The sequence below is a fragment of the Klebsiella sp. WP4-W18-ESBL-05 genome (assembly GCF_014169075.1).
Taxonomy (GTDB): Bacteria; Pseudomonadota; Gammaproteobacteria; order Enterobacterales; family Enterobacteriaceae; genus Kluyvera; species Kluyvera ascorbata_B.
In genome coordinates this window covers 1,832,710-1,859,251 of record NZ_AP022057.1, presented here as the reverse complement: position 1 = coordinate 1,859,251, position 26,542 = coordinate 1,832,710, and the positions used below count along the sequence as shown (strand labels likewise).

26 protein-coding genes and 1 tRNA gene are annotated in these 26,542 nt (G+C 56.2%); 8 read left to right on the top strand and 19 right to left on the bottom strand.

The features are described from left to right. Positions 1 to 259 precede the first annotated feature (259 nt). From H7R58_RS08880 to ycgZ, 4 genes are all read right to left on the bottom strand, one after another. Positions 260 to 811: a helix-turn-helix transcriptional regulator gene (locus tag H7R58_RS08880; protein ID WP_106926238.1), complete on the bottom strand. Its 552-nt coding sequence runs from the start codon at positions 809 to 811 to the stop codon at positions 260 to 262. A 111-nt stretch (positions 812 to 922) separates the two neighbouring features. Then, positions 923 to 1,189, bottom strand: a complete 267-nt coding sequence (locus tag H7R58_RS08875) for a biofilm development regulator YmgB/AriR family protein (protein ID WP_106926236.1) — start codon at positions 1,187 to 1,189, stop codon at positions 923 to 925. 42 nt (positions 1,190 to 1,231) lie between these two features. Further along, positions 1,232 to 1,564, bottom strand: coding sequence for a hypothetical protein (locus H7R58_RS08870; protein ID WP_106926234.1), 333 nt, complete (start codon positions 1,562 to 1,564; stop codon positions 1,232 to 1,234). 30 nt (positions 1,565 to 1,594) lie between these two features. After that, the gene (gene ycgZ, locus H7R58_RS08865; protein ID WP_106926232.1) at positions 1,595 to 1,834 is read right to left on the bottom strand and encodes a regulatory protein YcgZ; all 240 of its coding nucleotides are present in this window, start codon (positions 1,832 to 1,834) and stop codon (positions 1,595 to 1,597) included. A 324-nt stretch (positions 1,835 to 2,158) separates the two neighbouring features. On the opposite strand from ycgZ, the gene H7R58_RS08860 reads away from it, so the two are divergent. Both H7R58_RS08860 and H7R58_RS08855 read left to right on the top strand, forming a co-directional pair. After that, positions 2,159 to 3,379 carry a diguanylate phosphodiesterase gene (locus tag H7R58_RS08860; RefSeq protein WP_182929113.1) on the top strand — a complete coding sequence of 407 codons (1,221 nt, stop codon included), beginning with the start codon at positions 2,159 to 2,161 and terminating at the stop codon, positions 3,377 to 3,379. Between the two features lie 228 nt (positions 3,380 to 3,607). Next, complete coding sequence (locus tag H7R58_RS08855) at positions 3,608 to 4,339, top strand: MerR family transcriptional regulator (RefSeq protein ID WP_182929114.1); 732 nt, start codon at positions 3,608 to 3,610, stop codon at positions 4,337 to 4,339. A 17-nt stretch (positions 4,340 to 4,356) separates the two neighbouring features. Here H7R58_RS08855 and H7R58_RS08850 read toward each other — a convergent pair whose 3' ends face one another. Continuing rightward, complete coding sequence (locus tag H7R58_RS08850; protein ID WP_182929115.1) at positions 4,357 to 5,262, bottom strand: LysR family transcriptional regulator; 906 nt, start codon at positions 5,260 to 5,262, stop codon at positions 4,357 to 4,359. 114 nt (positions 5,263 to 5,376) lie between these two features. Between H7R58_RS08850 and H7R58_RS08845 the strand changes: the two genes are divergently transcribed. Continuing rightward, a complete protein-coding gene (locus H7R58_RS08845) occupies positions 5,377 to 6,237 on the top strand; it encodes a pirin family protein (protein WP_106926224.1) in 861 nt (286 codons plus the stop codon). Positions 6,238 to 6,467: 230 nt separating this feature from the next. After that, positions 6,468 to 6,555, top strand: a tRNA-Ser gene (locus tag H7R58_RS08840). A gap of 312 nt (positions 6,556 to 6,867) precedes the next feature. Here H7R58_RS08840 and H7R58_RS08835 read toward each other — a convergent pair. From H7R58_RS08835 to putP, 10 genes are all read right to left on the bottom strand, one after another. Next, positions 6,868 to 7,878, bottom strand: coding sequence for a methionine ABC transporter ATP-binding protein (locus H7R58_RS08835; RefSeq protein WP_106926222.1), 1,011 nt, complete (start codon positions 7,876 to 7,878; stop codon positions 6,868 to 6,870). Positions 7,879 to 7,888: 10 nt separating this feature from the next. Beyond that, positions 7,889 to 8,662: a MetQ/NlpA family ABC transporter substrate-binding protein gene (locus tag H7R58_RS08830; protein WP_106926220.1), complete on the bottom strand. Its 774-nt coding sequence runs from the start codon at positions 8,660 to 8,662 to the stop codon at positions 7,889 to 7,891. 21 nt (positions 8,663 to 8,683) lie between these two features. After that, positions 8,684 to 9,349 (bottom strand): methionine ABC transporter permease, encoded by a 666-nt coding sequence (locus H7R58_RS08825; protein WP_182929116.1) that lies wholly within the window; start codon positions 9,347 to 9,349, stop codon positions 8,684 to 8,686. Positions 9,350 to 9,358: 9 nt separating this feature from the next. After that, positions 9,359 to 10,582, bottom strand: a complete 1,224-nt coding sequence (locus H7R58_RS08820) for an SfnB family sulfur acquisition oxidoreductase (protein WP_182929117.1) — start codon at positions 10,580 to 10,582, stop codon at positions 9,359 to 9,361. A gap of 286 nt (positions 10,583 to 10,868) precedes the next feature. After that, complete coding sequence (gene phoH, locus H7R58_RS08815; RefSeq protein WP_181357984.1) at positions 10,869 to 11,657, bottom strand: phosphate starvation-inducible protein PhoH; 789 nt, start codon at positions 11,655 to 11,657, stop codon at positions 10,869 to 10,871. Positions 11,658 to 11,680: 23 nt separating this feature from the next. After that, positions 11,681 to 11,935 (bottom strand): hypothetical protein, encoded by a 255-nt coding sequence (locus H7R58_RS08810; protein ID WP_182929118.1) that lies wholly within the window; start codon positions 11,933 to 11,935, stop codon positions 11,681 to 11,683. A gap of 333 nt (positions 11,936 to 12,268) precedes the next feature. Next, positions 12,269 to 13,543: an iron uptake transporter deferrochelatase/peroxidase subunit gene (gene efeB / locus H7R58_RS08805; protein ID WP_182929119.1), complete on the bottom strand. Its 1,275-nt coding sequence runs from the start codon at positions 13,541 to 13,543 to the stop codon at positions 12,269 to 12,271. A 5-nt stretch (positions 13,544 to 13,548) separates the two neighbouring features. Further along, positions 13,549 to 14,676: an iron uptake system protein EfeO gene (efeO, locus tag H7R58_RS08800; RefSeq protein ID WP_106926208.1), complete on the bottom strand. Its 1,128-nt coding sequence runs from the start codon at positions 14,674 to 14,676 to the stop codon at positions 13,549 to 13,551. A 50-nt stretch (positions 14,677 to 14,726) separates the two neighbouring features. Then, positions 14,727 to 15,560 carry an iron uptake transporter permease EfeU gene (gene efeU / locus H7R58_RS08795; RefSeq protein ID WP_106926206.1) on the bottom strand — a complete coding sequence of 278 codons (834 nt, stop codon included), beginning with the start codon at positions 15,558 to 15,560 and terminating at the stop codon, positions 14,727 to 14,729. 287 nt (positions 15,561 to 15,847) lie between these two features. Further along, on the bottom strand, positions 15,848 to 17,365 hold the full coding sequence (gene putP, locus H7R58_RS08790) for a sodium/proline symporter PutP (protein ID WP_106926204.1): 1,518 nt from the start codon (positions 17,363 to 17,365) through the stop codon (positions 15,848 to 15,850). Positions 17,366 to 17,775: 410 nt separating this feature from the next. Here putP and putA point away from each other — a divergent pair, with 410 nt between their 5' ends. Further along, positions 17,776 to 21,738, top strand: a complete 3,963-nt coding sequence (gene putA, locus H7R58_RS08785; protein WP_106926202.1) for a trifunctional transcriptional regulator/proline dehydrogenase/L-glutamate gamma-semialdehyde dehydrogenase — start codon at positions 17,776 to 17,778, stop codon at positions 21,736 to 21,738. A gap of 253 nt (positions 21,739 to 21,991) precedes the next feature. Here putA and H7R58_RS08780 read toward each other — a convergent pair whose 3' ends face one another. Beyond that, positions 21,992 to 23,332 (bottom strand): MATE family efflux transporter, encoded by a 1,341-nt coding sequence (locus H7R58_RS08780; RefSeq protein ID WP_182934795.1) that lies wholly within the window; start codon positions 23,330 to 23,332, stop codon positions 21,992 to 21,994. A 187-nt stretch (positions 23,333 to 23,519) separates the two neighbouring features. Between H7R58_RS08780 and H7R58_RS08775 the strand changes: the two genes are divergently transcribed. After that, positions 23,520 to 23,915, top strand: coding sequence for a lysozyme inhibitor LprI family protein (locus H7R58_RS08775; protein ID WP_106926198.1), 396 nt, complete (start codon positions 23,520 to 23,522; stop codon positions 23,913 to 23,915). Here the strand turns inward: H7R58_RS08775 and rutR are convergent. The 3 genes from rutR to H7R58_RS08760 all read right to left on the bottom strand — a co-directional run bounded on the left by rutR (position 23,912) and on the right by H7R58_RS08760 (position 25,384). Further along, the gene (gene rutR / locus H7R58_RS08770) at positions 23,912 to 24,550 is read right to left on the bottom strand and encodes an HTH-type transcriptional regulator RutR (protein WP_106926196.1); all 639 of its coding nucleotides are present in this window, start codon (positions 24,548 to 24,550) and stop codon (positions 23,912 to 23,914) included. The genes H7R58_RS08775 and rutR overlap by 4 nt on opposite strands. 118 nt (positions 24,551 to 24,668) lie before the next feature. Continuing rightward, on the bottom strand, positions 24,669 to 24,845 hold the full coding sequence (locus H7R58_RS08765; protein ID WP_106926194.1) for a con-10 family general stress protein: 177 nt from the start codon (positions 24,843 to 24,845) through the stop codon (positions 24,669 to 24,671). 230 nt (positions 24,846 to 25,075) lie between these two features. Further along, positions 25,076 to 25,384, bottom strand: a complete 309-nt coding sequence (locus H7R58_RS08760; RefSeq protein ID WP_106926192.1) for a hypothetical protein — start codon at positions 25,382 to 25,384, stop codon at positions 25,076 to 25,078. Between the two features lie 288 nt (positions 25,385 to 25,672). On the opposite strand from H7R58_RS08760, the gene wrbA reads away from it, so the two are divergent. Next, the gene (gene wrbA, locus H7R58_RS08755) at positions 25,673 to 26,278 is read left to right on the top strand and encodes an NAD(P)H:quinone oxidoreductase (RefSeq protein ID WP_106926190.1); all 606 of its coding nucleotides are present in this window, start codon (positions 25,673 to 25,675) and stop codon (positions 26,276 to 26,278) included. Positions 26,279 to 26,294: 16 nt separating this feature from the next. After that, positions 26,295 to 26,522 carry a YccJ family protein gene (locus H7R58_RS08750; protein ID WP_106926188.1) on the top strand — a complete coding sequence of 76 codons (228 nt, stop codon included), beginning with the start codon at positions 26,295 to 26,297 and terminating at the stop codon, positions 26,520 to 26,522. The last annotated feature ends 20 nt before the right edge of the window (positions 26,523 to 26,542 follow it).

The following is a 26,542-nucleotide window of genomic DNA, read 5'->3' as shown; positions in this document are numbered from 1 at the left end:
GGGTTCGACACAAAATTGCCGGGAGCAATTTTGAACAGCGCATGCGCTGGCCCCGGAGGGGCGAGGCCCAGGGATGGGCCGAGTAGCGGCGCAGCCAGTTGGACAGACCGTGCACGCCGTGAACGGGCTGCCCGCAGGGCGAGCGAAGCGAGTCAATCCCCGCCTCACCGCCATATTTAAAGAAGAGCTCGTACGCAAGTACGGGCTTTTTTTCGCCTGTTGCATGGCATGGTGGGGTGAGAAGTCCGTCCCTGAATGACTAATGGCTCTCCATCAGCCAGTTGTTAAAGACTTCGCTGCGCAGTTTTTTCAGCAGATCCACCGCGCCGCTGCATCCCATCTTTTTTATCAGCGCCCGGCGCGTCTGATAGATCGTTTTGATATGCAGATCCAGGTGATCGCCCATATCCGCCATGCGTTTACCCTGCTTAATTAAATCAATCAGCCGTCGTTCCCGTGGCGTCAGCAACACCCTGTTTTTACGGGCAGCCCGTCGCCCTTTTTGATTCACAACCGACAGAATAAATTCATGCAGTTCTTCAACGCTTGATTTCATCGGAAACTGATACACCGACAGGTCATCGAGAAATTCAAAACGCGAACCATCGGTCAGCAGAATTATCCTGCTTTTTCTCAGGTTATAATTATGATTAATAACTTCGGCATATTCATGTTCAGTTAAAAATACATAGCGGATTGCGTTATCGCCAAAGGACACCTTTGTCAGAATATTCTCCAGGCCACAGCGGAGATAGTTGTCGGAAAGCCAAAGGTCGGCATGCCCCGTCCGTACATAGTCGTCGCAGCACATTGTTCATTTTCCACTGAAAATCAAACGGCAATTACCAGGCTGGTCAGCGTCTACCGACCGCCATAGCGTATTGGGTTAGAGTACGGATGAATTAACCCGCTGACATCGCGATCAAATATCATCCATGGTATGACCAACCACAATCTCCAGCGTCTTTCTTATAACATCTGCCTGTACCACGTCAGCGGTGACCTCCAGCCGTTGTACAAGTGATAAAATAATATTCTTATTATTAATATGCTCACCGTTCATCAGAATATGTCGGATGGCTGAACCTAATACAGCCGCTTCCTCAGCAAGCACATCGCCAGCATGACGAAAATAATCGGACAGAGAATGATCGGATAAAGCGCTGTAAATATCGGGTTGTTGAATCATTGCTGTGTTCATTCTTTTCACCACTGTTGATAAGTAAAGGTTTTAGTGAACTTTCCTTTTTCGTTGTCTCGAGCCGTCGCGCGATCTCCATCGGGCATTTTCCCTATGCTCGCCCTGCGTTAATTTGGTTTGCTTACCCGTCGCCGCTTCAATGCGGGCAATCAGCGACGGGAAAACATCACGTCGGGACCGTTCAGTTTCAGTCGCCTGCATCGCACGAAGCTGAGTGAGCAGCGCCATTGAGTTCACTGGAACGTTGCGTTTAAGCAATAACAGCACTGCCTGCCCGATAAGTTCATCCGTGAGTTTCTCAATGTCATTTTTGTACATTACCGCTCTCTTATACCCCTTGAGCCAGAAACGAAGTCGCAGCATGCTGCTGCTCGCCTCTGGCGTGACCTGCGCTCAGCGTTCGAAAAGTAAACCGATTAACGCATTGTAATGACCTTTTTCCTCAGCGCAGGACGCCTGTTCAAGGCGACTCAGTAATTTCGTGCACAATGATTTACGATTAAGGTTTCGCCCATCGTGCAAAATTTCGACCACAATCTCTCCTAGTGTCTCCTGCTGTGTAGGCAGGCTGGCCTTATTGAAATACTGTGCGATGGCACCAGCCGTATCAAAAATGTAACCATTCTGCTGCATGAGATGCTCCTGTACGAATCAGTAAAAAAGTAAACGCTTCGTCACTCAAAGTCATAAAAATTGTACACAATATCTGTACAAACACATGTTTTAAAATTTAGCAAAAAATGCTAATGCAATACTTTCAATTACTTACTGTGCTAATTTTCATTTTTTAACCATTGATATTGTACTAATTTTGAAAGAGAAAAAACGCTACCCCCCTCTCCTTCTGGCATAACGTAAGCGTGATAATCATGAGCGGTAAAACTTTTGTTAATTTAATGTGTTAATTACGCTGCTATCTGTTAGGGTTAAGGTCCTTCTCTCCTACGCCGGAAAATCATGCTTACTACCATCATCTACCGCAGCCATCTCTGTGATGACGTGCCGGTGAAAGCGCTCGAAAGTATGGTCGCCGCTGCGAATCTTAAAAATGGTCATGCCGACGTCACGGGCATCCTACTGTTCAACGGTACGCATTTCTTTCAGCTCCTCGAGGGTCCGGAAGAAACGGTAAAACCCATCTACCGCGCAATTTGCCAGGATCGCCGCCACTACAACATCGTCGAGCTACTTTGCGATTACGGTCCTTCACGTCGCTTTGGCAAAGTCGGTATGGAGCTTTTCGATCTCCGTGAACACGACAGGACAGAAGTACTGCAACTCATTCTTAATAAAGGCACTTCCCGCTACCAGCTCACCTATAACGATCGTGCGTTGCAATTCTTTCGCACGTTTGTCGAGTCGGTAGAAAAGGAAAATTATTTCGAGATCCCGCCCGCCGATAGCTGGGCGTTTATCACCACTGAACGCGACCACATCCTCGACGCTTCCGTCATCCACTGCGAAGCGCAATGCGGCTTTGCATTTCAGCCCATTATTGACCCGCTTGCTCAGGAGGTTGTCTCGCTTGAAGCGCTGGTCCGTGCGCCCTCCGGCGGTTCTCCCGCGGTTTTCTTTGACTCACTCAACGGCGACGACCTTTATCTGGCTGACCTGCACAGTAAGAAAACGGCCTTCGCGCTTGCCGTTGCGCTCGGTATTGGCGATCTGACGCTGTCGATTAACCTGCTGCCGATGACGCTGGTTAACGTGCCGGATGCGGTCAACATTTTGCTGCAGGCGATTGCCGACAATGGCCTCATTCCCGAGCAAATCATCGTCGAATTCACTGAAAGTGAAGCCATTTCGCAATTTGATGCTTTCACTCAGGCCGTGCGTACGCTGAAGGGTTCTGGGATAAGCGTCGCTATCGATCATTTTGGCGCGGGATTCGCGGGCCTGCAGCTGCTGGCGCAGTTCCAGCCCGACAGAATTAAAATCAACCGCGACCTTATTCAGGATGTTCACAAAAGTGGCCCACGCCAGGCCATTATTCAGGCCATCATCAAATGCTGTTCGTCACTTGAAATTGCCGTGTCTGCGGTAGGCGTCGAAAAGGCGGAAGAGTGGATGTGGCTTGAATCTGCTGGGATTACCGAATTCCAGGGGCATCTATTTGCGGCGCCGTGCCACTATGGGATCCCGGCCATCACCTGGCCAGAGAAAAAAACCGAACTGTAATGAATTATTTCGCCTGAGGTTCCGGCCGAAGGCGTGCGTCATTCCTTTTTGTCATTAAAAATCAATAAATTACCATCTTAATCACCTCTACGCTTACTTCTTCTCGGCAGGTAATCATCCACGATGACACCTGTACAAACGGCACTGTACAATAAATTATAAATTGTACAGATGGCGGTGAATTCGTTATTTTTATACAGGACGTTTGGTTATAGCATGAGGGATTGTATGAGCTTTTACAGCATAGGCGATGTTGCCGAACGATGCGGTATCAATCCCGTCACCTTGCGCGCATGGCAGCGACGCTACGGCTTATTAAAGCCCCAGCGTAGCGAAGGCGGCCACCGGCAGTTTGATGAAGAAGATATTCAGCGTATCGAAGAGATAAAGCGCTGGATCAAAAGCGGCGTGCCCGTGGGTAAAGTCAAAGCGCTGCTTGAAGAAAGTCAGACCACGACGCACGATGACTGGAGTGCCTTGCAGGAAGAGATGATGGCAGCACTCCGCTCCGCTCGCCCGGCGCGGCTGCGCGCCAAAATCAGCGCATTAGGTCGTGAACATCCCTGTGATGCACTGATCGACCATGTTTTTGTTCCCGTTCGTCAACGTCTCAGCCTCGACCAAAACACTGCCCGCATCATGTGCAGCCTGCTCGACGGCGTGCTGATTGAGTTTGTCACCTCCTGCCTGTCCGAATCACGCCGCAAAGCCGGCAAAGATGCGCTGCTGATGGGCTGGGACACCGACGATCGTACGCGTTTGTGGCTTGAGGCCTGGCGGCTTTCTCAACGGGGCTGGCATATTGCAGTACTCGCCGAGCCGCTGGAATCACCGCGCCCTGAACTGTTTCCCGGCCAGCAGCTGTTCGTCTGGACGGGGGTTACCCCCACCCGCCGACAGCAGGAATTGATACAGCACTGGCATGAACAGGGCTATTCTCTGGCTTTCCACCTCGCCTGATTACCTGCCCGGAAACGTCACTCTTCAATCATCTGCGCATACTCCTCGCGGAGAAAATCCACCAGCGCTCGCACTGCGGGCAGTTGACCGCGACGCGAGGGGTATACCGCGTGAATGACTTCCCGCTTCGGCTCCCAGTCCTCCAGCACGCGCACCAGCGCGCCTTTCGCCAGCTGTTCCCGCACCATCAGGAGCGGTAGCTGTACCACGCCCACTCCCGCGACGGCGGCTTCACGCAGCGCCAGCATATCGCTAGCGATCAGCCGCGGGGTGAAATGTACGTCCACCTTCGCGCCGTTCGGTCCGCTAAGCGACCATGAGTGAACCTGTTTGCCCATCGCCATGCTTAAGCCTGGCCAGCGGCTCAGATCGTCCGGCGAGCGCGGCAGGCCGTGCTCCGCAACCAGGGACGGGCTGGCGACGAGGCAATGCCCGCGATCGGCCAGCACGCGCATCACTAAGTCACTGTCGTCAAATGGCCTTGGCCGCACGCGGATGGCGACGTCAACGCCTTCTGCTATCAGGTCAACCCGTCGATTGGTTGCTTCCAGATGAAGCTGAACGCCCGGGTATCGCCGCATAAAGCGCGCCAGCATCGGGCCGATGTGGACATGCAGTAACGTCACCGGGCATGTCAACCTGACGCTGCCACGCGGCTCCGCCTGTAACACCGCAATCGCCTCCTGTGCCGCCTCCGCTTCAATCATCATCGCCTTGCAGTGCTGATAAAAGGTTTGCCCCACGTCGGTGACCGTAAACTGGCGTGTGGTACGGTGAATCAGCCGCACGCCGAGCTGCGCTTCCAACTGGGCAATGCGTCGGCTGAGTTTTGACTTGGGAATATCCAGCGCTCTGCCTGCCGCCGCAAAGCCACCGTGATCGACCACATGCACAAACCACGCGAAATCATTGAGATCCTGCATACCCACTCCATCGTTCTATTTTTGCAACAGTGTAGGTCACTTTTGCTATCTACCGGATATTTACCCTCGAATATAAGCTTATTGACATCCAGACTCGCTCCTGAGGAGAAAACCATGAAAAAAATTACGGGTGTTTATACCGCACCACGTCCGCACTGGGTGGGCGACGGTTTTCCGGTTCGTTCGTTATTTTCTTATCAGTCGCACGGCGAAAGCCTGAGCCCGTTTTTACTGCTTGATTACGCCGGGCCGCAACACTTCCCCGCTGACGGTGCTAAACGCGGCGTGGGTGAGCATCCGCACCGCGGTTTTGAGACGGTCACTCTCGTCTACGCGGGAGAAGTCGAGCATCGTGACTCTACCGGTAAAGGCGGCGTTATTGGACCCGGCGACGTGCAGTGGATGACCGCCGGCTCGGGCATTCTGCATCAGGAATTTCACTCGGCAGCGTTTGCCCAGCGTGGCGGCGAGCTGAAAATGATCCAGCTGTGGGTCAATCTGCCGGCAAAAGACAAGATGACCGCGCCGGGATATCAGAGCATAGAAGCCGCATCGATCCCTGTCGTGGCGCTGCCGGATGACAGCGGAACGCTACGCGCGATCGCCGGGCGCTACCGCGACACCAGGGGTCCGGCCCACACCTTCTCGCCGCTTAACGTCTGGGATATCCAGATTAATCAGGACAAAGAGGTCATGTTTGAGCAGCCCGACGGCTGGAGCACCGCACTGGTGGTGCTGGAGGGTAGCGTAACGGTCAACGGTGAAAGTGCCGTCCAGGAAGCGCAGCTGGTTGTCATGAGTCATCAGGGCGAGCAGGTGCATTTGCACGCCAGCAGCGATGCCAGGGTTCTGGTGCTGGCCGGAGAACCAATTAATGAACCGATTGTGGGCTATGGCCCCTTCGTGATGAACAGTCAAACCGAAATTGCCGAAGCCGTTCGCGATTTTAACGCTGGCCGTTTTGGTCAAATGTAAAACGACAGAAGTTAAAAACATGGCGCTCCCGCGACATAAAGGCGCAGTGCGTGATTACGCATTGAGCGGCTCGATCCACAGCGTCAGTCCCCTCCCCCGCCGTTTACGGTGGGGGAATGCTCAATGCTTAACCGAACGATAAAGAAAGCCGAAATTATGCTTGACCGTTTTAGGTCAACTCCCTATAGTAGCGCCCCGTTGACCACCTAAGGTGAGCAGCAAAACAATATGGTGAGGTGTCCGAGTGGCTGAAGGAGCACGCCTGGAAAGTGTGTATACGGCAACGTATCCGGGGTTCGAATCCCCGCCTCACCGCCATATTTAAAGAAGAGCTCGTACGCAAGTACGGGCTTTTTTTTCGCCTGTTGCACAACCAGGCGGGGTGAGAACCCCGGACCCGGGTTCGACAACTGGCGCAGCCAGTTGGACAGACCGTGAACACAGTGAACGGGCTGCCCGCAGGGCGAGCGAAGCGAGTCAATCCCCGCCTCACCGCCATATTTAAAGAAGAGCTCGTACGCAAGTACGGGCTTTTTTTTCGCCTGTTGCACAATCAGGCGGGGTGAGAACCCCGGACCCGGCACAATCCCGTAGCCCGGCCAAGCGCAGCGCCGCCGGGGGCCGCTCGGTCTACCTGACCGCCACCTTATCCGCGACCTGAGTCACCCGCTGCAAAGACTCCGCCGTCAGCGGCGTATCGACACGCACCCGCAGTTGCCCAACGATCCGCCCCTGAATCGGTTCACAGCTGCTGTACACCAGCTGCGGGTGACCACCGAGCGCCTTCGCAATCTGCTGCAAATCCGGTTCCCGCCCGTTCACACCATTAAAATGCAGCGTGATCAGCTGCTGTCCTTCGACCATGATTTCACGATTCTCCTCGCGCCCGTGATGCAGCGTCCCGAGCATTCCGCGCGTCACCTCATGCTGCGGGTCGCCAAACACCTGCCAGACTTCACCGTGCTCAATAATCCGTCCTTTCTCCAGCACCGCCACCCGATCGCACAGCGTACGAATCACGTCCATCTCGTGGGTAATCAGAATAATGGTCAGCCCCAGACGCTGATTAATCTCTTTGAGCAGGCTCAGCACGGCTAGCGTATTTTCCGGATCGAGCGCCGAAGTCGCCTCATCGCAGAGCAAAATTTCTGGCTGCGTGACCAGCGCCCTGGCAATCCCGGTTCGCTGTTTTTGCCCACCGGACAATTGCGAGGGATAGCTCGCGCGGAGTGACTCCAGCCCCACCAACCGAAGCATCTCCTCAACGCGGCGGCGGCGTTCGATGGCCGGAATACCGGCCATTCGCAGCGGCAGTTCAATATTCTCCGCCACCGTCCTGGTGGAATGCAGATTGAAGTGCTGGAAAATCATCGCCACCCGGCGGCGTAAATCGCGCAGCGGCCCGCTGCCGCCGCCATCAATGGGGACGTCGTGAATACCTATTTCGCCGCGATCGGCGCGCTCCAGGCGGTTAAACAGCCGCAGCAGCGTCGATTTCCCCGCGCCGCTGCGCCCGATAATGCCGAATATTTCACCCGCGTGAATATCGAGACTGATGTCTTCCAGCGCCTGAACGCCGTTCGGGTAGGCTTTACTGATGCCACGCAGGCGGATGTGCGGCGTATTCTGGTGCTGTGTCATACGCTGTCTCCTAAAAACCGGGGGCAATCTTTCCCTGATAACGGGTCAAAATAAACTGGCGCACCGCGTCGGAATTAAGCGCTTTCGCCAGCTTTTGAATGCCGGGATCGTTAATGTTGTCGGGGCGCGCCACAAGATATTCGACGTACAGGCTTTTGCCTTTTTCAACGATCAACGCTTTGTCCGTATCAATTCCCGCTTCCAGCGCATAGTTAGCAAAGACAAACGCCAGATCCACCTGATTCAGCGCCCGCGCCAGCATCGCCCCTTCCAGCGGGCGAATTTTGAAATGGTGTGGATTGGCGGTGATATCTTTCTCCGTCGACTGCGGGTCCTGTGGGTTTTTCAACGTAATCAGCCCCGCTTCGCTGAGCAGCACCAGCGAGCGCCCGGTATTGACCGGATCGTTAGGAATCGCGATCGTTGCGCCGTCCGGCAGGTCGTGCAGATTTTTATATTTCGTCGAGTAGGCGCCAAACGGCTCGATGTGGACACCCACCACCGGCACCAGGTTGGTATGACGGTTTTTGTTATAATCATCGAGGAACGGGCGATACTGATAGTAGTTGGCATCGAGATTTTTCTCCGCCAGCTGCTGGTTAGGCTGAATAAAATCGTTGAAGACTTTGATTTTCAGATCTACCCCTTCCTTCGCCAGCACCGGTTTCACAAACGCCAGTATTTCAGCATGCGGAACGGGCGTGGCGCCTACCAACAGGGTTTCATTGGCCATCGCCGAATAAGAGAACAGCGCCAGCAGCCCGGCAATCACGGTTTTTTTCATTGTTGATACCTGTTAAGCGATTTATTGACGACTCATACGGCGCACCAGGCGGTCGCCGCTCATTTGTAAAACCTGTACCAGCGCAATCAGCAGCACCACCGTCACCGCCATCACGTCGGTCTGAAAACGTTGGTAGCCAAAGCGTATGGCTAAATCTCCCAGCCCGCCGCCGCCGATAACGCCGGCCATTGAGGTGTAATCCACCAGCACAATCGCCGTGACGGTAACGGCGGCAATCAGCCCCGATCGCGCCTCCGGCAGCAGCGTGTACCAGATTAGCTGCCAGGTGCTGCCGCCCATCGCCCAGCTGGCTTCCACCAGCCCGTGGTCCACTTCGCGCAACGACGTCTCTACCAATCGTGCAAAGAACGGCGCACAGCCCGCGACCAGCGGCGGAATGGTACCTTCCACGCCCAACGAGGTGCCGGTAATCAGCGTGGTCAACGGGATCATGACGATCAGCAAAATGATGAACGGCAGCGATCGCAGTACGTTAACCAGTAGCGAGAGCACGCGATACAGCATCGGGGCATGCAACAGCCGCGGCTGCCCGGTGAGGTAGAGCACCACGCCCAGCGGCAGGCCGATCAGTACGGTAAAGCCCAGTGCCCAGGCCAGCATCGTCAGGGTATCTGCCCCCGCCTGCGCCACGTCACCCCAATCCATTTCGGCCAGAAAAGCGAGCATCGTGCCTCCTCAGTTCCAGTCGTGGCGCGCGGGCGCTTTGCCGTTCAACACCCAGTTACCCAGCAGGTGATACTTCCAGCGCACCGGATCGTGCAGCGTGTGAACCCGCCCGTTGCGCCAGTGGCGATCGAAGTTGTAGCGCGGATGGGTCGAGCGCGTACCGCCCAGCTCAAACAGCCGCGTCGAGGCCTCCAGCGCGGCTTCGGTGGTAAATATTTTGGCGCGAGCAACCGCTATAGACGCTAGCGCCACGGTCTCTTCGGTCAGCGTGTGTTTATAGCGGTCGAGCACTCTACCCGCCTGTTCAAGCAGCGCCTCAGCGGCGGCGAGTCGGCTATCCAGCGCGCCAATCTGATACACCGTCAGCGGATCGTCTCCGGCCCGCTCCACCCCTGCGTCGATCCACGGGCGAGCGAACTGATTCACAAAACTGACGGTATCGTTCAACGCGGCGCGGGCGATCCCCGCATCAATAGCCGCCGTCGTGAGCTGGGCAAACGGCCCGGCGAGAGTGGGCGTCGCGTAAGATTTCCAGCTGGGAATGATATTGAACGGCTCAACCCGCAGGTTCTCCACCAGCACCGTACCGCTGGAGGTGGTGCGCTGGCCCAGGCAGGCCCAGTCGTTGACAACCGTCACGCCCAGCGTGTTGCGCGGCACGAAGGCCAGCTGTGCCAGCCCATCCTCATCCAGCGCCAGTACGCCAAGCCAGTGAGCATACAGTGAACCCGTGCAGTAGCCTTTGCGTCCGTCAATGCGCAGGCCATCGTCAGTCTGGGTCAGCCGGGTCTGAATATCCTGTACCGTTTTACCGCCGGTTTCCGACAGCGCATTGGCAAATCGATAGCCCTGCAGCACGAGATCGAAGAAGTAGCGCTGCTGTTCTTCGCTGCCCTGCAGGCGAATATCTTCCAGCAGGCAGTAGTGGTTTTGCGGGATTTGCCCCAGCGCCGGATCTGCCGCCGAGATAATGGCAATCACCGACGCCAGCGTCGCCGCGGAAACTTCGGCCCCGCCAAAACGGCGCGGTACGGTTATCCCCCATAGCCCGCTGTTGGAGTAGGTATTGACGACGTCGGGCGGCACTACGCCGCTCAGGTCTCGCTCGGAGGCGCCGGCCTGTAAAAAAGCAGCGATCTCGTGGGCGATGCTCAGCGCCTCTTCATCACTGGCGATACGATGGGCGTTCGGCGCATGTTGCGTATAGTCGGGAACAGCGTGATTTACGGGCATAGCATGGTCTCACTTGAATGTTATCAGCACGTTCAGACGCAACATCCGGTTGATATTTATACATATCATTAAATGGAATGAATTATTGCGTCTTTAACTTTTTAGGTTATATGCATTGATAGCAAACTTTGTGCCATACATTATTATTTATATTTTTCAGTACGTTAATGCCGTTATCGCGCGATAAGGAGTGTGAAATGCAACACGCTGCTGCTGCCACTGTTGGATTTGCAACAACCAAAAACAACAAAGCCCGGTTTCCCGGGCTTTGCAGACGTAACTGCGATTAATAGTAGGCTTTCAGCGTGCGCTGGCACAGCGCCGAACGCACGCAGTCATCTTTGGTAAAGCGGACAATGCCTATCATTTCATCTTCTTCAAAACGATCCAGCGCGTCACTAAGACCGGACTGAACGCCGCGCGGCAGGTCACATTGGGTGATATCCCCGTTGACGATAACCGTGACGTTCTCCCCGAGGCGGGTTAAAAACATCTTCATTTGCGCTGCGGTAACGTTCTGAGCCTCATCAAGAATCACCACCGCATTTTCAAATGTACGTCCGCGCATATAGGCGAATGGCGCAATCTCTACCTTACCAATTTCCGGGCGCAGGCAATATTGCATAAAGGAAGCCCCCAGCCGTTTTACCAGCACGTCGTAAACGGGGCGGAAATACGGCGCGAATTTCTCTGAGATGTCGCCGGGCAGGAAGCCGAGATCTTCATCGGCCTGCAAGACCGGGCGCGTGACGATGATTTTATTCACATCCTTATGTATCAGCGCCTCGGCCGCTTTGGCCGCGCTAATCCAGGTCTTGCCGCAGCCTGCCTCGCCGGTGGCGAAAATCAGTTGCTTACTCTCGATAGCATTCAGGTAACGTGCCTGAGCGTCATTGCGGGCCACGATGGGCGAATGGTCGCGGCTGTCCCGCGCCATGCCAATCGCTTCCACTCCACCCATTTGCACAAGCGAGGTGACCGATTCGTCTTCACGTTGTTTGTGGCTGCGTGAATCCCGCCTCAGCACACGTTTTGCTTCGCGATGAGCTTTGATCACTGCTTTCTGTCTTCCCATGGATAGCACCTTGAGTTGTTGGTTTACATCACACGCGCTAAAAACAGCGCGATTATGCGCACGAACGTCTGAGGTTTGGCTTCCTTGTAAGCCATAGCAACTGCCTGTCGAAATGACGAAAACGCACGGCTACGCGCACCGCACAATACGTCGGGAACAACGAGATGAATGCACATTGGCTGAAAAATTGAGGTGACGAAATCGCTGCCGGAGAGAGGGCCTCCGCGCTGGATGGTGCGGGCTGTTGGTTTGTTGAGTCCGGTCAAGGACGCTACCATTCGCGATCTCCATAGTGAAACGGAAACTACCGCTTTATTTATTATTACATCCAAATCAACAAAAGATGCAACATAATTTTTACATAAACATAACGATAGCGTTCAGAGATAGCATCTGACACTTATGTGACAGTTTTATATCAATCAGGGGGGAAATGAAAAAAAAGGACTGATTTTTGGCGATATTCTGAAGTTTGGGAGAAATCCCGGGGTCGCTTACGCTCGCCCGGGCGACAAATAGGCAGCCGGATGGCGGCGTGAACGCCTTATCCGGCCTACAAGCGTGCACCGTACAATGTAGCCCGGCCAAGCAAAGCACCGCCGGGACTGTACTCAAGCCTGCAACAGCGTGCTGCCCAAATAACGCTTATCCGATGCCACACCCGGCAGCACAAAGAAATACCCGCCGCCAATCGGCTTCACGTACTCCTCTAGCGCTTCACCGTTCAGGCGTTTCTGCACCGTCAGGAACCCTTTTTCAAGGTCATGCTGATAGCAGACAAACAGCAGGCCCATATCGAGTTGACCCGAGTTAGACACCCCCAGCGAGTAGCTGTAACCCCGCCGCATCATCAGGCCCGACTGCGTCTCTTTAGTGCGCGGGTTGGCCAGACGAATGTGGCTGTCCAGCGCAATCACGTCACCGTTCGGGTCACGGGTGTAGTCAGGCGTATCGTGCTCGTTCTTCATCCCCAGCGGCGCGCCGCTGTGCTTATCACGCCCGAAAATCGTCTGCTGCTCTTTAAGCGGCGTACGATCCCAGGACTCAACGTGGAACTGAATAATGCGCACAGCCTGATAAGTACCGCCCTTCGCCCACGCGGGTTCACCCTGATCGCCCGTTACCCACACCACCTCGTCCATCAGCGGTTTATCGCTGCCGTCCGGGTTGGCGGTGCCGTCTTTAAAACCGAGCAGGTTGATGGGTGTCTCTTTGCCTTTACTGCGCGCGGCATGGTCAGAGATAAACCCTTCCCGCTTCCAGCGCACGCTCAGCAAATCGGGCGTGTGCTTGATAATGTCGCGCAGCGCATGGATCACTGTATCCTGCGTGTTGGCGCAAATCTGCAATAGCAGATCGCCGTGGCACAGCGCCGCATCCAGCGAATCATTCGGGAAACGAACCATTTTTTGCAGCTTCTTCGGCGCTTTATCGGCAAGGCCAAAGCGGCTATCAAACAGCGAGTGTCCGACCGACACCGTGATGGTCAGATTATCCGGCGCGATAAACGCGCCGAGAATGCCCGAATCCATCGGCGGCAGTCGCGGGTTTGGCGTATCCGGCGCCGGGCCACCTTTGGTGAGGAAAGCAATGCGGTCCGTCAGCAAACGAAACAGACGCTCAAGGTCTGATTTGTCTGCCGCCAGCACATCAAACGCCACCAGCATCATTGCAGCCTGCTGCGGCGTCAAAACGCCTGCCTGATGCTCGCCGTAAAACGGCTGGGTTTCCATCCGGCTATTGGCCACCGGCGCATCACTGGCTTTCGCCGCGTGCGCCACCGGGCAACCGCCTGAAATTGCCAGCGCGCCGCCCAGCGCGCCGATCCCTTTTAATAAACGACGACGTGAAGGTTCATTCAGGTCGTCGGCGTGTTGCTTTGCCATCTTACTTAATCCAGCCCCAGAATCCCGCGCAGTTGAGACAAATCTTCCGCCAGCGTGGTGATCGGCCCCTTCAGCGCATTACGGTCCGCATCGGTCAACTTGTCATAAGTTTCAAAACCGTCTTTCGTGCGATATTTCGCGAGAATGCCGTCCACTTTCTTGAAGTTGGCGTCAACTTTCGCCAGCAATGCGGCGTTCTCTTTTTGCAGCTGCGGACGCAGCAGGTCGACAATTTTCTGTGCGCCGTCGATATTCGCCTGGAAGTCCCACAGATCGGTATGGCTGTAGCGGTCCTCTTCCCCGCTGATTTTGCTCGCGGCCACTTCTTCAATCAGGCCAGCTGCACCGCCCACCACTTTTGACGGCGGGAAAGCCAGCTCGTCGATACGTTTTTGCAGCTCCAGCACGTCGCCATTAAGCTGGGTCGCGTAGTGCTCCATGCCCTTAACGCTGTTGTCGCCAAACAGCGCTTTTTCCAGACGGTGGAAGCCGGTAAATTTCGGGTCGGCCGCTTTTTGTTCGTAGTCGTCTTCACGCGCGTCAATGCTGCCGTCGAGGTCAGAGAACAACTCGGCAATCGGTTCAATACGCTCGTAGTGCTGACGCGTCGGCGCATACAGGGATTTCGCTTTTTCGATATCGCCCGCTTTTACCGCGTCGGTAAAGGCTTTAGTGCCTTTGACCAGTTCGGCGGTTTCGGCCGTCACGTAGGCTTTATACGCGGTAATCGCCGCGCCCAGATCGCGCAGCGCGTCGGCTTTCGCCACGTCTTTGCCCGCTTCTCCCTTCACGATCAGCTTGCCTTTCGGGTTGGTCAACAGGCCGCAGGTCATCTCGTACTCACCCGGCTGCAGGTTGGCGGTCATCTTCTGGGTAAAGCCTGGCGCGATATTCTCGCGCTCTTCCACCACCATCACCCCTTTCAGGATCTCCCATTCCAGCGCCTTCTGGCTGTGGTTCTGAATGATAAACTGGGTTTTACCCGCGTCCACGGTAATCGACATCGGTTCACACTGTTTGTCGTTTACCGTCACTTTAACCTGCGGAATATCGGCAGCGTGTGCCATAAACGCCGTCGAGAAGAGCGCGGCAATCCCCGTCTGCAACGCGCTGCGGCGGAAGTTCTTGGTCATGGTCCATCCCTTTCAATAAGTAGAGTGTGATGCCATCACCGTTATCGCTTTCAAGGGGCGATACGGGATGTTGACGTTGTTGCACGCGGCGGCCAGAAGAACAGCACCAGTGCCGGAATCAAATACAGGAAATAGACCGCCACTTCGCTGATGCTCGGCGCTTCCTGATAGCCAAAGATACCTTCCAGCAGGGTGCCGAAAAGCGAATGCGTGGTCAGCGTGCCGCTGAGATCGAAGGCGACATCCTGGAAGGCGTTCCACAGGCCCGCTTCGTGGAAGGCGCGAATCGCCCCCGCAGCCAGCCCAGCCGCGACCAGCAGAATAAACAGGCTCGTCCAGCGGAAAAATACGCCAAGGTTCAGGCGAATACCGCCCCAGTAGAGCAGAAAGCCCAGCACTACCGCGGTGGCCAGGCCGAGCATCGCACCCAGCGGCGGCCAGATACCGAGATCCTGCTGGAAAGCCGCCAGCAGGAAGAAGACCGACTCCAGCCCTTCGCGCGCCACGGCGAAAAAGACCATCATGATCAGCGCCCAGCCGTGGTTATTCCCCTTTTGCAGGGCATTGTCTACCGCCTGCTCCAGCTGCTGTTTGACGTTGCGGGAGACTTTACGCATCCAGAACACCATCCAGGTCAGGATAACCACGGCGATGACCGCCACCAGCCCTTCAAACAGTTCCTGCTCTTTTTGCGGGAACTCGCCGGTCGTCTCGTTAATAAAGATCCCCAAGCCCAGGCACAGCGCGGCGGCCAGGAAAACGCCAATCCACATTACCCCAATCCAGCGACCGCGCTGGGTTCGCTTCAGATAGCTGGCAATCAGGCTGACAATCAGCGCTGCTTCCAGCCCTTCGCGCAACATGATGAGAAAAGGAACAAACATGCAAACACCCTTAAATGTGAAACGCCGTCAACTTATGCAAAGACAGGTAAATGTGAGTGATAGTGATTATCATTAAGCCAAAAAGAAACACAAGTGAAATATGTGGGAAATAATGACGAGATGTAAAAGAATAGCAACGATATAGTTGCGTTGATTATCACTAGCACGCTAGAGTAATGGGCGTAAAAAACCCGCGAAACCGCGGGTTTACGTAGGCCTGATAAGCGTAGCGCCATCAGGCTGTTCGGCTCATATTGCCGGATGGCGGCGTAAACGCCTTATCCAGCCTACCGCTGTTCCTGTTCCTGTAAACGTGACGGCGGCGCAGAGTGGTAATGGGCGTCTGCTTCAGCAAAACGCGCCTGCATCGTCTTCGACGGCGCCTTATCCAGCAGGCTGAACAGCACAATGCCGACGCTACCGAAGATAAAGCCAGGAATAATTTCGTACAGCCCCAGCCAGCCGAACTGTTTCCAGACGATAACGGTAACGGCACCGATGATCATCCCGGCCAGCGCGCCGTTGCGGGTCATACGTGACCACATCACCGAGAACAGGACCACCGGGCCAAACGCAGCCCCGAAGCCAGCCCACGCATAGCTCACCAGTCCCAGTACGCGGTTTTCGGGGTTAGCGGCCAGCGCAATGGCCACCAGCGCCACCACCAGCACCATCAGGCGCCCTACCCACACCAGCTCTTTCTGGCTGGCGTTTTTACGCAGAAACGCTTTGTACAGATCTTCGGTAATCGCGCTTGAACACACCAGCAGCTGGCAGCTCAGGGTCGACATCACCGCAGCCAGAATCGCTGACAGCAGAATACCGGCAATCCACGGGTTAAACAGAATCTGCGCCAGCTCGATAAACACGCGTTCGGCGTTCTGGCCAACCGGTCCGGCCAGCGCCGGGTTGTTCTGGAAGTAGGCAATACCGAAGAAGCCTACCGCCACCGCACCGGCCAGGCAGAGGATCATCCACGTCATGCTGATACGACGCGCATGCACAATGCTGTGGTGGGAATCCGCGGCCATAAAGCGCGCCAGAATGTGCGGCTGGCCGAAGTAACCCAGCCCCCAGCCCATCAGCGACACAATGGCAACAAAGTTCAGCCCTTTGAGCATATCGACGTTCTCAATGCTCTTCTGCTTAATCACTTCCAGCGAATCGCCAAGGCCGCCAACGGCGAAAATAACGATAACCGGCGTCAGGATCAGCGCGAAAATCATCAGGCTGGCCTGCACGGTGTCGGTCCAGCTCACCGCCAGAAAACCACCGATGAAGGTATACAGGATGGTCGCCGCCGCCCCCGCCCACAGCGCGGTTTCATAGCTCATACCGAAGGTGCTTTCAAACAGTCGCGCACCGGCCACAATTCCGGATGCGCAATAAATGGTGAAGAACAGCAGGATCACCAGCGCAGAGATAATGCGCAGCACGCGGCTCTTGTCTTCAAAGCGGCCGGTGAAATAGTCCGGCAGGGTTAAGGCATTATTATTGACTTCGGTATGCACGCGCAGACGCCCGGCAACCAGCTTCCAGTTGATCCACGCGCCCAGGGTCAGGCCGATAGCGATCCAGCTTTCAGAGATCCCGGCGATAAAAATCGCCCCCGGCAGGCCCATCAGCAGCCAGCCGCTCATATCAGAGGCACCGGCGGACAGCGCGGTCACGAATGGCCCAAGACTGCGGCCGCCAAGAATATAGTCATCAAAGTTTTTGGTGTTGCGCCATGCAATAAAGCCAATGAGGATCATGCCAAAAATATAGACAAGAAAAGTCACCAGCATCGGGGTGCTAATAGTCATTCAACTCTCCAGAAATATGCGTCGGCAACATCCCAATTTGCCGTTTTTTATCATTGCCGGAACGGGGCAATCATTTGAAGCGACCGTATCCTGACGGAAGCGGAATTTTTTCACAAACGATTTAACACTGCATTTACATCGAATGCATCAGGCCGGAGATAGCATTTTTCTATAGGTTGCACTCCCTCACGCTTTTTCAGGTTGCACCCGAAATAACTGTTAAGTAGCGCATAAAAACTCGCACCATGACGTATTGCTCAGCGCCTTTATCATAAGTTTTATCTTTAACAATTAATTCATTTTTAAGCCTGCAACAGACGTCACATTTAACACGGTTGCACAAAGTTGCAACATGGGTGATATTCCTGTTACGCAAAAAATATGACAACCGAGCAACAGGAGTAGATGGCATGGGCACCACCACCATGGGGGTTAAGCTGGATGACGCAACGCGTGAGCGAATTAAGAGTGCGGCGACCCGAATCGACCGTACCCCTCACTGGCTAATCAAGCAGGCAATTTTCAATTATCTGGAAAAGCTGGAAAATGACGAGCTCCTGCCGGAGCTGCCCGCGCTGCTGTCCGGTGCCGCTAACGAAAGCGACGAAACGCCACAGCCGGCCGACGACAACCCTCAGCCGTTCCTTGAGTTCGCCGAGCAGATCCTGCCCCAGTCGGTCACCCGCGCCGCGATCACCGCCGCCTGGCGCCGCAGCGAAACCGACGCCGTCCCCATGCTGCTGGAGCAGGCACGCCTGCCGCAGCCGATCGCCGAGCAGGCGCATCAGCTCGCCTGGAAGCTAGCGGAAAAGCTACGCAATCAGAAAACCGCCAGCGGTCGCGCCGGAATGGTACAAAGCCTGCTGCAAGAGTTCTCCCTCTCCTCTCAGGAAGGGGTAGCGCTGATGTGCCTGGCGGAAGCGCTGCTGCGTATTCCTGACAAGGCAACCCGCGATGCCTTAATTCGCGATAAAATCAGCAACGGCAACTGGCAGTCGCATATTGGCCGCAGCCCGTCATTATTTGTTAACGCCGCCACCTGGGGGCTGCTGTTTACCGGCAAGCTGGTCTCCACCCACAACGAAACCAGCCTGTCGCGCTCGCTGAACCGGATTATCGGTAAAAGCGGTGAACCGCTGGTGCGCAAAGGCGTGGACATGGCGATGCGCCTGATGGGCGAGCAGTTCGTCACCGGCGAAACCATTGCCGAAGCGCTGGCCAACGCCCGCAAGCTGGAGGAGAAAGGCTTCCGCTACTCCTACGATATGCTCGGCGAAGCGGCGCTTACCGCCGCCGACGCCCAGGCCTATATGGTTTCTTATCAGCAGGCTATTCACGCCATTGGTAAGGCCTCCAACGGCCGCGGCATTTATGAAGGCCCGGGCATTTCTATCAAACTGTCTGCCCTGCACCCACGCTATAGCCGCGCGCAGTACGATCGCGTGATGGATGAGCTGTACCCGCGTCTGAAGTCCCTGACCCTGCTGGCACGCCAGTACGATATCGGCATTAACATCGATGCCGAAGAAGCCGACCGATTAGAGATCTCCCTCGATCTGCTGGAGAAACTGTGCTTCGAACCGGCGCTGGCCGGCTGGAACGGCATCGGTTTCGTGATTCAGGCCTACCAGAAGCGCTGCCCGTTCGTCATCGACTACCTGATCGACCTCGCCACCCGCAGCCGTCGCCGTCTGATGATCCGTCTGGTTAAAGGCGCGTACTGGGACAGCGAAATCAAACGCGCGCAGATGGACGGCCTGGAAGGCTATCCGGTGTATACCCGCAAAGTGTATACCGACGTTTCTTACCTGGCCTGCGCCAAAAAGCTGCTCGGCGTCCCTAACCTGATTTACCCACAGTTCGCGACCCATAACGCCCACACGCTGGCGGCGATTTACCAGCTGGCCGGCAATAACTACTATCCGGGGCAGTACGAATTCCAGTGCCTGCACGGGATGGGTGAGCCGCTTTACGAGCAGGTGGTGGGGAAAGTGGCTGACGGCAAGCTGAATCGCCCGTGCCGCATTTATGCTCCGGTGGGGACCCACGAAACGCTGCTGGCCTACCTGGTTCGCCGCCTGCTGGAAAACGGCGCGAATACCTCGTTCGTTAACCGCATCGCCGACAGCAGCCTGCCGCTGGATGAGCTGGTCGCCGATCCGGTGCTGGCCGTCGAGAAGATGGCTCTGCAGGAAGGCGCGTCCGGGCTGCCGCACCCGAAAATTCCGCTGCCGCGCGATCTCTATGGCAGCGGCCGCGTCAACTCAGCAGGCCTGGATCTGGCCAACGAACACCGCCTGGCGTCGCTCTCCTCCTCGCTGCTCAACAGCGCGCTGCATAAATGGACCGCAAAACCGATGCTGGAGCATCCGGTTGCCGACGGCGATATGCTGTCGGTGATTAACCCGGCGGAGCCGAAAGATATCGTCGGCTATGTCCGGGAAGCCAGCGAACAGGAAGTAGAGCAAGCGCTGGAAAGCGCGGTGAACAACGCCCCCATCTGGTTCGCCACCCCGCCGCAGGAGCGCGCCGCCATTCTCGAACGCGCCGCGGTGCTGATGGAAGATCAGATGCAGCCGCTGATGGGCATTCTGGTACGTGAAGCCGGTAAAACCTTCAGCAACGCCATCGCCGAAGTGCGTGAAGCAGTGGACTTCCTGCACTACTACGCCGGTCAGGTTCGTGACGACTTCGATAACGAAACCCACCGCCCGCTGGGCCCGGTGGTGTGTATCAGCCCGTGGAACTTCCCGCTGGCGATCTTTATGGGGCAGATTGCCGCCGCGCTTGCCGCAGGCAACAGCGTGCTGGCAAAACCAGCCGAACAAACGCCGCTCATTGCCGCGCAGGGTATCGCACTGCTGCTGGAGGCTGGCGTACCGGCTGGCGTGGTCCAATTGCTGCCGGGTCGCGGTGAAACCGTCGGCGCGCAGCTGACCTCTGATGCCCGCGTGCGCGGCGTCATGTTTACCGGTTCGACGGAAGTCGCCGGCCTGCTGCAGCGTAATATCGCCACCCGTCTGGACGCACAGGGCCGCCCGACGCCGCTGATTGCCGAAACCGGCGGGATGAACGCCATGATCGTTGACTCTTCCGCCCTGACCGAGCAGGTGGTGGTGGACGTAGTCGCCTCCGCCTTCGACAGCGCCGGTCAGCGCTGCTCCGCCCTGCGCGTATTGTGCCTGCAGGATGACGTCGCGGACCATACGCTGACCATGCTGCGCGGCGCAATGGCCGAATGCCGCATGGGCAACCCGGGCCGCCTGACGACCGACATCGGCCCGGTGATTGACGCCGAGGCGAAAGCCGGCATTGAGAAACACATTCAGGCCATGCGCGCCAAAGGCCGCACCGTGTTCCAGGCCGCGCGTGAAAATGCCGAAGACAGCCGCGAATGGCAGAGTGGGACCTTTATCCCACCGACGCTGATTGAACTCGACAGCTTCGACGAGCTGAAAAAAGAGGTCTTTGGTCCGGTGCTGCACGTTGTTCGCTACAGCCGCAACCAGCTGGATCAGCTGATCGCGCAGATCAACGCCTCGGGCTACGGTCTGACCCTGGGCGTGCACACCCGCATTGATGAAACCATCGCGCAGGTGACCGGCAGCGCGAAAGTCGGCAACCTGTACGTTAACCGGAATATGGTGGGCGCTGTGGTTGGGGTGCAGCCGTTCGGCGGTGAAGGCCTCTCCGGCACCGGCCCGAAAGCGGGCGGCCCGATGTACCTGTATCGCCTGCTGGCGAGCCGCCCGGAAACGGCGCTGGCGAAAACGCTGGCACGTCAGGACGCCGGTCAGGCCGTCGATACCCAGTTGAAAACGCTGCTGGAAAAACCGCTGACCGAACTGCAGGGCTGGATGGCCGATCGCCCGGCGCTGCTGGCGATCAGCAAGCAGTACAGCGAGCTGGCACAGGCCGGCACCCAGCGGGTGCTGCCGGGCCCCACCGGCGAGCGCAACACCTGGACGCTGGTCCCACGCGAACGAGTGCTGTGCGTGGCGGATAACGAAACGGACCTGCTGACCCAGCTGTCTGCAGTGATGGCAGTAGGCAGTGAAGTGCTGTGGCAGGATGCGCCACTGCAACGTGAGCTGGTGAAATCATTGCCGAAAGCGGTGAGCGAACGTATCCACTTCGCGAAACCGGAAACGCTGATGAACGCCTTCTTCGATGCGGTGATTTACCACGGTGATTCTGACCAGCTGCGCGAACTGTGCGAACAGGTGGCGGCGCGCGACGGGGCGATTGTGTCGGTGCAGGGCTTTGCCCGCGGTGAAACCAACCTGCTGCTGGAGCGTCTGTACCATGAGCGTTCGCTCAGCGTGAACACCGCCGCAGCGGGCGGAAACGCCAGCTTGATGACGATTGGTTAAGATTTTCAAACCCGGCGATTGCCGGGTAAGACTGATGACAACATCCGCAATGCCCGATGGCGCTACGCTTATCGGGCCTGCGTGGATGGCGTCGCTGATTGAAATCGACATCCGGCACCGCGCGAGCGGGTTTGTCTGCAATCTGACCCGGCAATCGCCGGGTTTTTTATGGGGAGGCCGGATAAGGCGTTTACGCTGCCATCCGGCAATGTGCACACATCTTGTCTGATGGCGCTTCGCCTATCGGGCCGGCCTAAAACATCGACTTCGTTGTCCACACCCGACTGCGCCAGCGGCGGTACATCAGTATCGCCCGCAGCCCTTCATCAATAATATAGGCCAGCCAGACCCCCACCAGCCTCAGCCCGATGTACACGCCGAGGCAATACGAAAACGGCAGGCTGATAATCCACATCACAATAATGCCGCAGATAAACGGAAAGCGAACGTCGCCGGTGGCATTCAGGCTGCTGATCACAATGATATTGGTCGCACGCCCCAGCTCCAGCAAAATAGACAGTAAAAACAGCTTACGGGTTAGCGCGATAATTTCCTGATTCGGGGTAAAGAGCTGCATGATCGGCGCAGCCAGCAGGTAGATAACCACGCTGATAGAAAACGCCACCGCCAGCCCGAGGCGCCAGCTTTTCAGCCCCTGCCGGTAGGCGGACTCAATCTCCCTTGCCCCCACCGCACGGCCGATAATAATCTGCGAGGCCTGGCCTATCGACATCGCAAACAGCGCGACGAACTGACTGATGGTCGAGGCGTAAACTTTGGTCGTCAGCGCCTCGGTGCCCAGAAAAGCGATAATTCCGGTGACCACCAGCTGCGACCCGGCATAGGAGAGGTTCTCACCCGCCGATGGCAGGCCGAAGCGCAAAATCGCGCCGAGTATTTTGCGCGAGCAGTGGCGCAGGTTTTGCCAGCGAAAGGCATAGCCGATGTACTTTTTCAGCATCCACGCCGACATCAGCATCCCCACAACGTTGGCAATGCACACCGCGATACCGACACCGGTAACGCCAAGCCCAAGGAAGCTCAGCTGGCCGTACAGAAACAGATAGTTAAATACCACGTTGATAATGCTGACGGCGATCGGCACCAGCATAGCCTGACGCACGTAGCCGTGGGTACGTAGAATCGGCAGGATGGAGGAGTACAGCGCAATAACCACCGAAATGCCGCCGATAATACGAATAAACGGCGACCCCACTGTCACCAGTTCGTCGCTGAGCCCCAGCAGCCGTAGGAAGGTATCGCCAAACAGCACAAACACCAGGCTCATCGCCACCCCGATCAGAAACGCGACCACCAGCCCGTTGGTGATCACCCGCTCAATGCGCCGGAAGCGCTTCGCCCCCAGCAGCTGCGCCACCACAATTTGCACGCCGACGGTCAGAAAGCCGTAGAAGATCACCGAAATGGCAAGGATCTGGTTAGCCACGCCGGTGGCGGCCACGGCCTCATCCGAGTAGTGCCCCAGCATAAAAACGCTCACGTAGCCCAGCATCAACCGCAAAAGCTGTTCCACAAATATCGGCCACGCCAGAGTAAAAAGCCCCAGCCGCACCTGACTTTCCGTGCCCGTCATCACTGACAATCTCCCTTGTTTCACACCCAGCGTGGGATCATCAACCTTCTCGACCAAAGGCGTCTATCCGAACATTGCGCTGGCTTTGAAATTCAGAAAAACGCACGCTGGTTGGAGGAGATTCCAGGTTAAAATCGTGTTATATCCAGAGCCTATGCTCGGGAAGCCTACTTTTGGGAGTCAACGAATGAAATCTGTTTTACCGGCCCTCGCCCTGCTGTTAACCAGCGGCTATGCGCTGGCCGACGAATGCGCCAGCGCCAATACCCAGGCCGAGATGAACGCCTGCGCCGCCGAGCAGTATCAGGCAGCGGATAAGAAGCTCAATCAGACCTGGCAGGACGTACTAAAGCGCGCGGAACCGACCCAGCGCGATTTACTGAAAAAAGCCCAGACGGCGTGGATTGCCCTGCGCGATGCCGACTGTGCGTTTCTCAGCTCCAGCACCCACGGCGGCAGCGTACAGCCGATGATCAACAGCCAGTGCCTGACCGATAAAACCACCGAGCGCGAAGCGTTTCTCGCCTCGCTGCTCCAGTGTGAAGAGGGTGACCTGAGCTGCCCTCTACCGCCCGCCAGCTAGCGCACACGAATACCGTCGATAATGATCCGCTGGACGTTCTCGACGGTTTGCTGGAAGAAATCCTCATCGCGCAGCGTTTTGCCGGTCACCGCCTCAACCTGAGTGGCGAAGTCCGCATAGTGCTGCGTGGTGGCCCAAATCATAAAAATCAGGTGGTGCGGATCGACCGGTGCGAGTTTGCCGCTCTTCACCCACGCGGCGACGATCGCCGACTTATCGGCTACCAGCTGTTTCAGATCGCCGGTTAACGCGTCCATCACCAGCGGCGCCCCCTGAAGCATTTCCAGACAAAACAGCTTAGAAGCCTGCGGGTAGTCGCGCGAAACCTCCAGCTTGCGGCGAATATATTCGCCGATGGCCGCCAGCGGCGCCAGATCTTCGCGAAAGGCGCGCAGCGGCGCCAGCCAGATATCGAGGATCTGCTGCATGACGGCAACGTACAGCGCCTCTTTTGACGGGAAGTAGTACAGCAGATTCGTCTTTGACACCCCGGCCAGCTCGGCAACCTGATCCAACCGGGTGCCGTGGATGCCATACTGGGAAAAGGTATTTAGCGCAGCGTTGAGTATCGCCTGTTTTTTGGCGCTTACCGCCTGAGAACGTTTGCCGCTTTTCTTTACTGCATCCTGAGCCATACGCCCTCTCCTTGTAAATTCCCCTCTATTTTGCGTATCGCGTCGCCCTGCTTCAACCCCCAAAAAAACACCGCCGGTAAAACCGGCGGTGGGCAGAGAAAAATGTCGTCAGCCGCGCCTAGGTTCCGCGATGGCTACCGTGACTGTTTTTCCCGCCTTTCTTACCCGCTTCCGAGGCGCGCTGGGGATCGTTTTTAAAATTCCCGCCGCTGTGCTGGCCTCCCTTACGACCTGCTTCTGCTGCTCTTTCCCGGTCTTCAGCAAAATTACCGGAACCGCCGCGATGATTTGCCATGACTGACCTCCCGTTAAGAGAACGACATCGTGCATGACGTCGATGTAAAGCGTCATCACCCGCGAGATGGCGCGGGTAGTCATAAGCGTAGCTGGCAAAGACAGGCACCGCAGCGGCTGGATATATTTTGACATATCTGCCGTCGGGTTTTAGGTTTTCCCCCTCACGCCAGGCGATAACCAACGCTTGCGGCAGGGAAAAGCAGCGGGAGAAAAATGTATCGTGATGCGTCAGCGTGATTTTAGTACTCCCAGGTAGGTGCCGTTCTTCATTAACCTCACCTTACCCGTGCGTTTGTGGAACACGATGCGGTACGGCCCGTGAACAAACACATCGGCGTCGGCGCTGTATTCCTGTTTTCGCGCCGCCTCACCGTTCACCCTCACCGCGTCGCCCGCGCGCGTGACGGTGATACCAAACCCGTGATACGCGCGCTTTTTCGCCACCTGCGTGTACTGCGTCACCGCCTGCGCAGATGCCAGCGTGACCGCCAGCAGGCTCGCGCCCATCAGCGCTGCCGCAACCATCCGTTTTTTCATTCATCTTCCGTCATTGCGCTGAATCATTCGCAGGCATTGTCCTGATAAGACGGGGCGGTTTTGTTGATGATAATCAATCAAATAAATAATTAATGCTCAGTATTATTTATTATGGTTATTAATAACATATCTATTTTCACTCAAAACCTGAGCAAGTTTCGTTTAATAAAGCAGCAAACGAACGCAATTGGCAATTAATTGCCGCTGCGATGCAGCGAATCCCGCAACACGAACTATGCTTATTGGAGCTTGTTACGTAACCAACGAATTTGACACAGGAGAGTTAAGATGAGTGGAAATGCAAGTGTTCTGGTGCTCTATTATTCTATGTATGGACACATTGAAACGATGGCCAAAGCCGTTGCTGAAGGCGCAAACAAAGTCGATGGCGTAGACGTTGTCATCAAGCGCGTACCAGAAACCATGCAAGCAGAAGCATTTGCGAAAGCCGGCGGCAAAGCGCAGGCGGTCCCTGTAGCCACCCCGCAGGAACTGGCAAACTACGATGCCATTATCTTCGGTACCCCCACCCGGTTCGGCAACATGGCCGGACAAATGCGTACCTTCCTCGATCAAACCGGCGGTCTGTGGGCATCCGGCGCGCTGTACGGCAAACTGGCGAGCGTCTTTAGCTCTACCGGTACCGGTGGCGGCCAGGAACAGACCATCACTTCGACCTGGACGACGCTCGCCCACCACGGTATGGTCATTGTACCGATCGGTTATGCGGCACAAGAACTGTTTGATATTTCGCAGGTGCGTGGCGGTACGCCGTATGGCGCAACCACCATTGCTGGTGCCGATGGTTCACGTCAACCAAGCCAGGAAGAGCTGGCGATTGCCCGCTATCAGGGCGAATACGTCGCAGGCCTGGCGGTTAAATTAAAAGGCTAATTGAGGGAGAAGAGATATGCCCACACAAGAAGGCAAAACACATCATATCGGTGAATGGGCGAGCTTGCGCAACACTTCACCAGAGATCGCCGAAGCGATTTTTGAACTCGCAAAATATGATGAAAAAGCGGCGGAACAAATCTGGGAAGAAGGCAGCGATGCCGTCCTGGAGCTGGCCTTCAGCAAAACAGATAAAGACTCTCTGTTCTGGGGCGAACAAACCATCGAACGTAAAAACGTTTGATCCGAGCGTGTAGGCCGGAT

Coding starts and splice junctions, on each gene's coding strand:
- H7R58_RS08830 (WP_106926220.1), bottom strand. CDS start 8,662: ATGAAAAAAACCGTGATTGCCGGGCTGCTGGCGCTGTTCTCTTATTCG.
- H7R58_RS08860 (WP_182929113.1), top strand. CDS start 2,159: ATGCTTACTACCATCATCTACCGCAGCCATCTCTGTGATGACGTGCCG.
- H7R58_RS08880 (WP_106926238.1), bottom strand. CDS start 811: ATGTGCTGCGACGACTATGTACGGACGGGGCATGCCGACCTTTGGCTT.
- H7R58_RS08825 (WP_182929116.1), bottom strand. CDS start 9,349: ATGCTCGCTTTTCTGGCCGAAATGGATTGGGGTGACGTGGCGCAGGCG.
- H7R58_RS08845 (WP_106926224.1), top strand. CDS start 5,377: ATGAAAAAAATTACGGGTGTTTATACCGCACCACGTCCGCACTGGGTG.
- H7R58_RS08870 (WP_106926234.1), bottom strand. CDS start 1,564: ATGCTGCGACTTCGTTTCTGGCTCAAGGGGTATAAGAGAGCGGTAATG.
- H7R58_RS08855 (WP_182929114.1), top strand. CDS start 3,608: ATGAGCTTTTACAGCATAGGCGATGTTGCCGAACGATGCGGTATCAAT.
- H7R58_RS08780 (WP_182934795.1), bottom strand. CDS start 23,332: ATGACGGGCACGGAAAGTCAGGTGCGGCTGGGGCTTTTTACTCTGGCG.
- wrbA (WP_106926190.1), top strand. CDS start 25,673: ATGAGTGGAAATGCAAGTGTTCTGGTGCTCTATTATTCTATGTATGGA.
- putP (WP_106926204.1), bottom strand. CDS start 17,365: ATGACTATTAGCACCCCGATGCTGGTGACTTTTCTTGTCTATATTTTT.
- H7R58_RS08875 (WP_106926236.1), bottom strand. CDS start 1,189: ATGATTCAACAACCCGATATTTACAGCGCTTTATCCGATCATTCTCTG.
- putA (WP_106926202.1), top strand. CDS start 17,776: ATGGGCACCACCACCATGGGGGTTAAGCTGGATGACGCAACGCGTGAG.
- H7R58_RS08835 (WP_106926222.1), bottom strand. CDS start 7,878: ATGACACAGCACCAGAATACGCCGCACATCCGCCTGCGTGGCATCAGT.
- ycgZ (WP_106926232.1), bottom strand. CDS start 1,834: ATGCAGCAGAATGGTTACATTTTTGATACGGCTGGTGCCATCGCACAG.
- phoH (WP_181357984.1), bottom strand. CDS start 11,657: ATGGGAAGACAGAAAGCAGTGATCAAAGCTCATCGCGAAGCAAAACGT.
- H7R58_RS08820 (WP_182929117.1), bottom strand. CDS start 10,582: ATGCCCGTAAATCACGCTGTTCCCGACTATACGCAACATGCGCCGAAC.
- efeB (WP_182929119.1), bottom strand. CDS start 13,543: ATGGCAAAGCAACACGCCGACGACCTGAATGAACCTTCACGTCGTCGT.
- efeU (WP_106926206.1), bottom strand. CDS start 15,560: ATGTTTGTTCCTTTTCTCATCATGTTGCGCGAAGGGCTGGAAGCAGCG.
- efeO (WP_106926208.1), bottom strand. CDS start 14,676: ATGACCAAGAACTTCCGCCGCAGCGCGTTGCAGACGGGGATTGCCGCG.
- H7R58_RS08750 (WP_106926188.1), top strand. CDS start 26,295: ATGCCCACACAAGAAGGCAAAACACATCATATCGGTGAATGGGCGAGC.
- H7R58_RS08775 (WP_106926198.1), top strand. CDS start 23,520: ATGAAATCTGTTTTACCGGCCCTCGCCCTGCTGTTAACCAGCGGCTAT.
- rutR (WP_106926196.1), bottom strand. CDS start 24,550: ATGGCTCAGGATGCAGTAAAGAAAAGCGGCAAACGTTCTCAGGCGGTA.
- H7R58_RS08765 (WP_106926194.1), bottom strand. CDS start 24,845: ATGGCAAATCATCGCGGCGGTTCCGGTAATTTTGCTGAAGACCGGGAA.
- H7R58_RS08760 (WP_106926192.1), bottom strand. CDS start 25,384: ATGAAAAAACGGATGGTTGCGGCAGCGCTGATGGGCGCGAGCCTGCTG.
- H7R58_RS08850 (WP_182929115.1), bottom strand. CDS start 5,262: ATGCAGGATCTCAATGATTTCGCGTGGTTTGTGCATGTGGTCGATCAC.
- H7R58_RS08810 (WP_182929118.1), bottom strand. CDS start 11,935: ATGGTAGCGTCCTTGACCGGACTCAACAAACCAACAGCCCGCACCATC.